General features: G+C 70.1%; 8 protein-coding genes. 5 read left to right on the top strand and 3 right to left on the bottom strand.

Translation table 11 applies throughout. The features are described 5' to 3' along the window. Positions 1–101: 101 nt before the first annotated feature. Both ACWF7A_RS39510 and ACWF7A_RS39505 read right to left on the bottom strand, forming a co-directional pair. Positions 102–1,271, bottom strand: coding sequence for an acyl-CoA dehydrogenase family protein (locus tag ACWF7A_RS39510; RefSeq protein ID WP_452255623.1), 1,170 nt, complete (start codon positions 1,269–1,271; stop codon positions 102–104). A 10-nt stretch (positions 1,272–1,281) separates the two neighbouring features. Further along, positions 1,282–2,427, bottom strand: coding sequence for an acyl-CoA dehydrogenase family protein (locus tag ACWF7A_RS39505; RefSeq protein ID WP_452255622.1), 1,146 nt, complete (start codon positions 2,425–2,427; stop codon positions 1,282–1,284). 40 nt (positions 2,428–2,467) lie between these two features. On the opposite strand from ACWF7A_RS39505, the gene ACWF7A_RS39500 reads away from it, so the two are divergent. The 5 genes from ACWF7A_RS39500 to ACWF7A_RS39480 all read left to right on the top strand — a co-directional run bounded on the left by ACWF7A_RS39500 (position 2,468) and on the right by ACWF7A_RS39480 (position 5,986). Then, a complete protein-coding gene (locus tag ACWF7A_RS39500) occupies positions 2,468–3,067 on the top strand; it encodes a TetR/AcrR family transcriptional regulator (protein ID WP_452255621.1) in 600 nt (199 codons plus the stop codon). A 9-nt stretch (positions 3,068–3,076) separates the two neighbouring features. Continuing rightward, complete coding sequence (ligD, locus tag ACWF7A_RS39495) at positions 3,077–4,078, top strand: non-homologous end-joining DNA ligase (RefSeq protein ID WP_452255620.1); 1,002 nt, start codon at positions 3,077–3,079, stop codon at positions 4,076–4,078. After that, positions 4,075–4,884: an aminoglycoside phosphotransferase family protein gene (locus tag ACWF7A_RS39490; RefSeq protein WP_452255619.1), complete on the top strand. Its 810-nt coding sequence runs from the start codon at positions 4,075–4,077 to the stop codon at positions 4,882–4,884. Before ligD ends, ACWF7A_RS39490 begins: the two co-directional genes overlap by 4 nt. 77 nt (positions 4,885–4,961) lie before the next feature. Beyond that, positions 4,962–5,180: a hypothetical protein gene (locus tag ACWF7A_RS39485; RefSeq protein ID WP_452255618.1), complete on the top strand. Its 219-nt coding sequence runs from the start codon at positions 4,962–4,964 to the stop codon at positions 5,178–5,180. A 116-nt stretch (positions 5,181–5,296) separates the two neighbouring features. After that, entirely contained in the window at positions 5,297–5,986 is a 690-nt protein-coding gene (locus ACWF7A_RS39480) for a DUF6319 family protein (RefSeq protein WP_452255617.1), read from the top strand. 635 nt (positions 5,987–6,621) lie between these two features. On the opposite strand, the gene ACWF7A_RS39475 is transcribed toward ACWF7A_RS39480, so the two are convergent. Next, a complete protein-coding gene (locus tag ACWF7A_RS39475; protein WP_452255616.1) occupies positions 6,622–8,124 on the bottom strand; it encodes an alpha/beta hydrolase in 1,503 nt (500 codons plus the stop codon). Between the last annotated feature and the right edge of the window lie 38 nt (positions 8,125–8,162).

The raw sequence follows: 8,162 nt of genomic DNA, 5'->3' as shown, positions 1-8,162 counted from the left end.
CGCCCCCACGCCCCCGTACCACCAGTACGAGGCCGTGGGGGCGACACCACGATGCACCCGTCTGACCGCGAATTCGCCCGGCAACGTTCTGAGCCACGCCACTAGCCGAGCGTGCCCCGGACGTTCGCGTGGCCCTTGAGCAGGTTGCGGGCGATCGTGCGGCGCTGGATCTCGTCGGTGCCCTCGTAGATGCGCAGCAGCCGCAGCTCGCGGTACCAGCGCTCGATCGGCAGCTCACGGGTGTAGCCCATGCCGCCGTGGATCTGCAGCACCCGGTCGACGATCTCGTTGGCCTTGATGCCGCCGTAGAGCTTCGCGATCGACTGCGCCTGCCGCGAGTCCTGCTTCTGGTCGACGAGCCACGCGGCGTGCAGCACGAGCCAGCGCAGCGCCTCGATCTCGACCGCGGAGTCGGCGATCATCCACTGGATGGCCTGGTACTCGGCGATGGGCTGGCCGAACGTGACGCGGTTCTTGGCCTGCTCGATCGCCATCTCGACGAGGCGCTCGACGCTGCCGAGCGCGCGGGCGGGCAGCAGGTAGCGGCCCTGGCCGATCCACTGCATCGCGAGGTGGAAGCCCTTGCCCTCCTCGCCGAGGATGTTCTCGTGCGGCACGCGGACGTTGTCGAACACCAGCGCCGCCGGACCCCACTGGCCCATGGTCGGGATGGGCTCGGACTTCCAGCCCATGTCGCGGTCGACGAGGAAGCACGTGACGCCGCCGTCGGCGCCCTTCTCCTTGTCCGTCACGGCGAACACCATGACGAAGTCGGCCTCGTTGCCCTGCGTGATGAACGTCTTCTCGCCGTTGATGACCCACTCGTCGCCGTCGCGGACGGCGGTCGTGCGGATGGCCTTGGCGTCACTGCCGGCACCCGGCTCGGTGATCGCGAAGCACGAGACCCGTTCGCCGGAGATCGTCGGCAGCAGGTAGCGCTGCTTCTGCTCCTCGTTGCCGTGGAACAGGATGTTGTCCGCGTAACCGCCGAAGCGGAACGGGACGAAGCTGCGGCCCAGCTCGGCCTCGATGAGCGCGGTCATCATCGCGCCGAGGCCCATGCCGCCGTACTCCTGCGGCGTGAGGACGCCGAAGAACCCGGCCTGCTTCGCCTTGTCCTGCAACGCCTTCAGCTCGTCCCTCGACAGGCCCGGCTGGCCCGCGCGTTCGCGGCGCAGCACCTCCGGCTCGAGCGGGACGATCTCCTTGCGCACGAAGGTCCGCACCCAGTCGCGGATCTCCTTCTGCTCCTCGTCGAGCGTGAAGTCCATTTCTTTCCTTTCAGGCGAACGCGTTGATGCCCGTCAGAGCGCGACCGATGAGCAGTTTCTGGATCTGGCTGGTGCCCTCGTAGAGGGTCGTGACGCGGGTGTCCCGCAGGTACTTGCCGACCGGGTACTCGTCGATGTAGCCGTAGCCGCCGAAGACCTGGATGGCGTTGTTGGCGACCCGGACCGCGGCCTCGCTGGCGTAGAGCTTCGCCATGCTCGCCTCGGTGCCGAACGCCTCGCCCCGGTCGGCGAGGTCGGCCACGCGCCATGTCAGGAGCCGGGCGGCGTCGGTCTCGACGGCCATGTCCGCGAGGAGCTCCTGGACGAGCTGGAAGCCCGCGATGGGCTTGCCGAACTGCTCGCGTTCCTTGGCGTACTTCAGAGCGGCTTCCAACGCGCCTCGTGCGGCGCCGACGCAGCCTGCTGCGACGGACATGCGGCCCTTGTCGAGCGAGCCCATCGCGAGCTTGAAGCCCTCGGTGCTGAGCAGCGCGTCCTCGGGCACTTCGACGTCGTCGAGGGTGATCTCGGCCGTCGCCTGGCCGCGCATGCCGAGCTTGCCCTTGATCTCGGTGGCCACGAACCCCGGCGTGTCGGTGGGGACGAGGAACGCGCTGATGCCCTTCGGGCCCGGTCCGCCGGTGCGGGCGAACACGAGCGCGACGTCGGCCCACGTGCCGTTGGTGATGAAGACCTTGCGGCCGTTGATGCGGTAGCCGTTGTCCGTTCTGGTGGCTTTGGTGACGAGGCTGCCGGCGTCGCTGCCGGTGCCGGGCTCGGTGAGGGCGAAGCAGCCGAGCTGACTGCCTCGGGTGAGACCCGGCAGCCAGCGTTGCTTCTGCTCCTCGGTGCCGTGCTGGGCGATCGACTTCGCGACCAGGCCGAGCGACACGGAGATGATCCCCCGGACCGCGCTGTCGCCTCGGGCGATCTCCTCCAGCACGAGGCAGTAGGCGAGGTTGTCGCCGCCGCTGCCGCCGTAGCGCTCGTCGATGCCGAGCCCGAGGAACCCGACCTCGCCCAACGCCGGTACGAGCTCCTTGTCGATCGCCTCGTCGCGGTCCCAGCGCTGGGCGTGCGGCACGATGCGGTCGTCGGTGAACCGCCGGGCCAGCTCCCTGAGCTGCCGGTGTTCGTCCGAAAGCGTTAGATCCACTGCCCCTCCCGACTTACCGAACAGTGTTAGGTTAACTCACATGCCCCGGCCGAGCACCCCCCTGCTGAGCCCCGACCGCATCCGGTCGGTCGCCCTGGCCATCATCGACCGCGACGGCCTCGACGGCCTGTCCATGCGCAAGCTCGCCGCGTCCCTGGGAGTGCAGGCCGCCTCGCTGTACGGGCACGTCCGCACCAAGGACCAGCTGCTGAACGACATCGCGTCCTCCGTTCTGTCCGCGGTCGACGTCTCGGGCTTCTCGGTGGACTGGCGCGAAGGCCTGATCAGGTGCGCGCGCTCGTACCGTGCGGCCCTCTCGACGCACCCGAACATCGTGCCGTTCCTGGCCTACGGCCCGGCCGGCCGCGAGGAGTCACTGCAACGCCTGGACCTGCTGCACGGCGCGTTGGTCGACGCGGGCTGGTCGCGCCGCGAGGCCACGATGATCGCCGCGGGCCTCATGTACATCGTGTTCGGCTCGGCCCTGAGCTCGTTCTCGAGCGGCTTCTCCTCGGACCCCGCCGACTACACCGACCGCTACCCGCACCTCGACCGCGCCCACCTGCTGCCGGGCGTCGCGCGCGAACTGGACCGCGACAGCTTCGAGCTGGCGCTCGCGGCGTTCGTGCGCGGCCTTTAGTGTGCTGGCGTGGCTTCCAAGGCGATCGAGCTCGAGGTCGGTGACCAGCTGGTGCGGGTGTCCAACCCGGACAAGCCGTACTTCCCCGCGCGGGGCATCACCAAGGGGCAGGTGGTCGAGTACTACCGCACCGTGGCGCCGCATCTGCTGTCGGTGCTGCGCGACCGCCCCGTGGTCCTCAAGCGCTACGTGGACGGCGTCGAGGGCGAGGCGTTCTACCAGAAGCGCGTGCCCAAGGGGGCCCCTTCCTACGTGGAGACCGTGCAGGTCAAGTTCCCGTCCGGCCGTCCCGCCGACGAGATCTGCCCGACCTCCGAGGCCGTGATCGTGTGGGCCGCGAACCTGGGCACGTTCGACTTCCACCCGTGGCCGGTCCGCCGTGCCGACGTCGACCACCCGGACGAGCTGCGCATCGACCTCGACCCACAACCCGGCACCGACTTCTCCGACGCCGCACGCGTGGCCCTGGTGTTGCGCGAGGTCCTGGCCGACGCCGGTCTCGTCGGCTACCCGAAGACCTCCGGCGGCCGCGGCATCCACGTGGCCGTCCGAATCCGCCCCGAATGGGACTTCGTCGACGTCCGGCACGCCGTGATCGCCCTGGCCCGCGAGGTGGAGAAGCGGGCACCGTCGCAGGCCACCTCGGCCTGGTGGAAGGAAGAACGCGGCGAGCGCGTGTTCATCGACTTCAACCAGGCGGCCCGCGACCGCACCATCGCGTCGGCCTGGTCGGTGCGAGGCACCCCGCGCGCGACCGTGTCCACGCCGGTGCGGTGGGACGAACTGTCCACTGTGGACCCAGACGACTTCGACGTGCTGACGGTGCCGAAGTACCTGGAGGAGCGCGGCGATCCGCATGCCGCGCTGGACTCGGAGGCGTTCGGGATCGAGACGTTGCTGGAGTGGTACGCGGCTGATTCGCGCGGGGAGATGCCGTACCCGCCGGACTACCCGAAGATGCCGGGCGAGCCGTTGCGGGTGCAGCCTTCGCGGGCCCGCAAGCAGGAGTGACGGAGCCGGACGCCGAGTCGTACCGCGACCGGCTCGGGTTGCGCGGCGACGTGGTGCGGTTCGAGGGCGGGTCGCTGCCCGTCTTCGCCATCGGCGAAGACCTGGTGCTGAAGCTGTTCCCGCCCGAGTACCACTCCGAGGTGCCGGTCGAGGTCGTGGTCATGGAGGCGTTGCACGGCAGGCTGCCGGTGCCGACTCCGCGGCTGCTGGGCGTCGGGTTGCTCGACGACTGGGCGTACGTGCTGATGTCGCGGCTGCACGGTGAGGAGCCCGTGGTGCCGGACGTCGAGGTCGGTGCGCGGGTCGGGGAGGTGCTGAGGGCGTTGCACGCGATCGAGCCGCCCGCGGTGCTGGGGCCCGCGGACTGGGCGGCGTTCGTGGGGGAGCGTCGGGCGGTGTGCGTTGAGCAGCAACGGAAGCGCGGGCTGTCCGGGCGGTGGCTGGAGCGGATTTCGGTGTTCCTCGACTCGGTGGAGCTCGGGCAGGAGCCCTCGGTGTTGTTGCACACCGAGGTGATGAGCGCGCATCTGTTGCGGCGGAACGGTGTGTTGTCCGGGTTGTTCGACTTCGAGCCGGCCATGCGCGGCGCGTTCGAGTACGAGTTCGTCAGTGTTGGGCTGTTTGTGACGAAAGGCGACCGCGCGTGCTGGCGGGCCGTGGTGGAGGCGTACGGGCGGGTGCCTGATCCTCGGCGCGTGATGGCTTACGCGCTGTTGCACGTGTACTCCAACATGCCGATGTACATGCGTGAGATGCCTGAAGGGGACTCGTTCGACGAACTCGCTGTGCGGTGGTTCGGGGCGTGAGTGAGCCAACCGGCTGTATCGGGAACGGATCCAGTCCGCGACCTCGTAGAATGGACGAAACGCGAGAGGAGGTCGTCATGTCCCAGCCATATGTCGTGCGGTACGTCGGCGGTCCCCTCGACGGCAGGGTCGACTCGTTGCCGTCCACGCCCGACGACCCCAAGCAGACCGTGACGTACGTGCATCTGCACGGTGGCCCCAAGATCGTGCACGTGTACGACCTGTCGTACGCGGTCGAGTACGGGTGCGAGTACCAGTTGCGCGTCGAAGAGGTCGAGCGGGCCGAGGAGTCCTGAGAGCGCTCTCATGCGCCGTCCGCCCTGTTGTTGATCTTGTTGCCCACCCGGTGCTCAGAATTGTCGGGGGTGTAGGGCATGCTGGGGCACAGGTGTTCGATTGGGGAGGCAGCGCGATGGCGAAGAAGAGCGGGCTGTCGGTGGAGGACGTCGCCGATCTGCGCGCGCAGTTGGACGAAGGCACTCAGCCGATGGTGTGGTTCACGGCGGCCGCGGTCGGCATGGAGGAGGGCAGGTCGGCGAAGCTGCTGGCCGTCACGGATCCGCCCGAAGGTGATTTCATCCAGGTCCGGCCCACGGGGTCGAAGGACGAGATGTCGTTCTCCCTGGCCGAGCTGACGCTCGAGAAGCCGCCGCCGCGCAAGAAGCCGGCGACCCCGCCTCCTGCGCCGGTGGAGCCGCCGCGAGAGACTGAGATCATCCATCCCTACGTCCCGGAGGCGCCGGTGAAGCCCGCGGCCCCCAAGCCGAAGCCCGCGCCCGCAGAGCAGGCGCCGCCGCCGGCGAAGCCCGCCGCGCGCAAGCAGGCCGCGAAGGCCACGGTCCCCGAGGTCACCATCACGCTGGTGACGACGGGCGAGGGCGAGTGGAGCGTCGAGGTGCTGCAGGGCACCCGCAGGGCGGTCCGGCCGACGCCCGTACCACCGGCCGCCGTGGCCCAGGCCTCGAAGCTGCTGACGCCCGAGGTGGCCGAGATCGTCGAGGGCGTGCTGAACGCGGCGCGTGCCCAGCAGCTCGCCCGGGTGGAGCAGCTGCGCGCCGAACTGGAGGCAGCCCAGAAGGCCCTGGACGACCTGGGCGCATAGCGCGATCACGTGCTGCGACGCCCCGGTGGTTGTCCACACGCGTTCGGGTGAGAGGGGTTCCCAGCACTGGTGCCGGGGCGGACCGTGGGGTGCGCGGATGTCCCGCGCTGGTCCGGCTTAGGACGGGGAGGCCCTGATGGGTACGTGTGGGTGCTGTTCCGGGTGCACGGGGCCCGGCTGCGGCTGTTGTTCGAGCTGCTGACACGAAGATTCGGGCGGGGAGCCTCGTCGCGCCGTGGTCGCGCGAGAGGCTCCCCGTGCCATGTGCGGACCGTTTCTGTCAGACCCGCTGAGTACGGTGAGATGTAGGGGTTCCCGGTTCGGGGGGACGCCTGCGAAAGCACGCGCGCTCGTGCTGGACACGGCTCTGAACGCCTGCGAAAGCAGGCGGGCACGCGCTGCACCAGCCTGCGAACGCAAGCGCGTTCGCGCTCGGCCCAGCCTTGAACGCCCGCGAAAGTACGCGGGCACGCTCAGGCCCAGCCGTGAACGCCTGCGAAAGCAATGGGCGCGCGAGTACGGCCCCGACCCAGCCTTGAACGACTGGCGGCCGAACAGCGCCGCCTGCTGAGATCAGACCTCGGCGAAGCCGTGCCACTCGCAAGCGCGGCACAACACCCCCGCGCCGTCGCGGATCAGGGCGGGCAGACGGTGCCGTTCGACGGCACCTTCGCGTCGATCAGGTAGTCCCGCACCGCCGTGGTCGCGCACCCCGACAGCGTCAGCGCCCCGTGCCCGCTGCCCTGCCACCCGATCAACGACGACCCCGGCAGCCGCTGCGCCGTGTGCTCCGTGCCGGGCGCGGGGGTGGACGGGTCGTTGGCCGTGCTCAGGACCACGATCGGCGGCGCGCTCTTCAGGGCGTCCACCTTCTCGGCCTTGGGCGGCGGGAACGGGTTGCAGTGCAGCAGCATGCGGGCGAACAGGGCGCCGAACATCGCGTGCTTCGACTGCCAGTCCGCGGTGAGCGCCTTCACCCTGTCCGGCGGGATGCGGGTGGCGGTGTCGTTGCAGCCGACGATGAGGCCCGCGTCGAAGCGCGGCGGGTTCTCGTCCAGGTCGTTGACCAGCGGGTCCAGCAGGGTGAACAGGCCGCTGCCGTCGCCCGCGCGCGCCTTCACCACGGCGTCGGCCAGGGCCGGCCAGCGGTTGCGGTCCGAGAGGCCCGCCAGGATCGCGTTCAGGGCCGAGCCCGGGGTCAGGTCGACGTACTCGCCGCGCACGCGGGTGGTGCGGAGCTGGGTCAGGAGGGCGGTCACGTCCTCGCGCGGGTTCGAGAGGGCGCAGCCGCGGGTCTTGCAGTCCCGGGCGAACGCGTCGAACGTCGCCTCCGCCGCGACCGCGCGGGACTCCAGGACGCCCACCTGGTCGAGCGTCGGGTCCGGGGCGCCGTCGAGGACGGTGCGGCCGATGCGGTTCGGGTAGCGCTGGGCGTAGGTCGTCACGACGCGGGAGCCCTCGCCCAGGCCGATGGCGTTGAGGCGGTCGGTGCCCAGGTAGTCGCGGAGGCGTTCCATGTCGGCGGCGGCACGCCACGAGTCGAACGCGGTCAGCCTGCCTTCGAGGTCGAGCACGCACTCCTGCGACGCCTCGCCCGCGGCGACCACGAGGTTCGACTGCTCGGTCTCGGCCGGGTCGTACTCGACGAGCTGGGCGCGCGTGGCCGGCGGTACGCACGACATGCCGTCCGAACGGCCCGTGCCCCGCCTGTCCATGCCGATGATCGTGAACGTGCTGAGGAGGTCCTTCGGCAACGCCGCCGCGAGCCGCGCGGCCTTCAGGGTGCCGGGCTCGCCGCCGGGGTCGTTCACCACGACGAGTGCGCTCTTGCCGGTGCCGACGCGCGTCAGCGCGATGCCGAGGGTGCCGCGGCCGGGACGTCCCGGCGGGTCGAGCACGACGGTCATGCGCGCGCATTCGTACTTCTGCTCGCCCGCGGGAGCGTCGGCGCCGAGGCGGTCCTTCATCTGCTCGTTGCACGGCGACCACGGGAGCGAGTCCCTCTTGAACTCGCCCAGCGGGGGCACTGGCTGCGGCCCGGCGAGCGCGCTCTGGTCGACGGGCTGGTTCTCCTCGCCCCTGACCGCGATCACCGGCCTGTTCGAGGGACCCGCGCTGCACGCCGTCAGCACGCTCACTGCCAGTAGGGCCAAGGCAGCGCGACGCACAGATTTCC

The sequence above is a fragment of the Lentzea sp. NPDC055074 genome (assembly GCF_053608005.1).
The sequence above is the reverse complement of the archived record's forward strand: the minus strand, read 5'-3'. Positions and strand labels throughout refer to the sequence as shown.